This window comes from Microcoleus sp. OTE_8_concoct_300, assembly GCF_031383065.1.
Lineage (GTDB): Bacteria > Cyanobacteriota > Cyanobacteriia > Cyanobacteriales > Microcoleaceae > Microcoleus.
The window spans coordinates 1-1,136 of the sequence record NZ_JANMZH010000152.1 but is presented as its reverse complement, the minus strand read 5'-3'; the positions used below and the strand labels follow the sequence as shown (position 1 = coordinate 1,136).

Sequence of the window (1,136 nt, the reverse complement as noted above, 5' to 3'; positions counted from 1 at the left end):
TGACAAGAGTTGAAGGTGAAAATACAAGACTCAGACATTACTTGGCTCGGTTAAAAAGAAAAACTCTTTGTTATTCTAAGTGTGAAAAGATGCTAGGGTATTCAATTAAATTACTAATTCATTATCTAAAATTTGGAGATGTTCCAATTCCCCATCAAAATGCTGGAAATCATTTTCGACTCCCCTCGCGTATTTTTACTCGTATCATACCCTAATTCAGCAATGCCGCAATACTTGATAAAGTCAGCGAATTTCTGGCAGAACGTGGGATGAAAGTTAGTGAAAATAAAACGAAACTAACTGCTACGACAGATGGATTTGACTTCCTTGGTTGGCATTTTAAAGTGCAAAACAACGGAAAATTTAGATGCGTTCCATCAGTGGACAATTTCAAAGTATTCCGTCAGAAGGTAAAACACATCGTCAACAACTCGAATTATGGTGCTACGGTCAAAGCTGAGAAATTAGCCCCTGTAGTTAGAGGTTGGAGAAATTACCATCGCTACTGCAAATTGGAGGGGTCACGGTTATCGCTGTGGTTCCTCGAAAATAGAGCCTTCAAGGTATTTAACAAGGAAGCAAAACAGAACTGCTATACTGTCAAGAAATTGACGGAAAAAGCATTCCCGGCGGTTCCTTACTCCGAAAACAAATTTGTCAACGTCAAAGGGGAGAAATCACCTTACGACGGAGATATAGCTTACTGGAGTGAGCGTAACAGCAAACTCTATGACGGCGAAACCTCTAAAGCTTTAAAACGGCAAAACCATAAATGTGGGAAATGTAGTTTAAAAATGCTAGGCGATGAAAAGGTACATCTACATCATGTGGATGAAAACCATAATAATTGGAAAAATAACAACCTCTTAGCGGTTCACGAAAGCTGCCACGATTATCTCCACATGAGCAAAAGCGAAAGCTAAGAACATCGGGAGCCGGATGCGGGGAAACCAGCACGTCCGGATCGTGCGGTTCGTTGATTGAAACCAAAGTCTCTAGGACTTACGCATTGACAAAAAACATCATCTATGAATTATAGATAATGATATCACTGCTAAGGTTGGCAAAAATATGCTCACGTACAACTAACGTGAACATATTCCGTTGTACTTCATACCAATTGCTAATTATCTTTT

Annotated in this window: 1 protein-coding gene and 1 pseudogene; both read left to right on the top strand. The window is 39.5% G+C overall.

Annotated elements, in window-relative coordinates; all coding sequences use genetic code 11:
* Positions 1–215: pseudogene (locus ACUVJL_RS07455) on the top strand (IS1 family transposase); the annotation flags it as partial.
* 54 nt (positions 216–269) lie between these two features.
* Positions 270–923 carry a group II intron maturase-specific domain-containing protein gene (locus ACUVJL_RS07450; protein WP_445245271.1) on the top strand — a complete coding sequence of 218 codons (654 nt, stop codon included), beginning with the start codon at positions 270–272 and terminating at the stop codon, positions 921–923.
* Positions 924–1,136 lie beyond the last annotated feature (213 nt).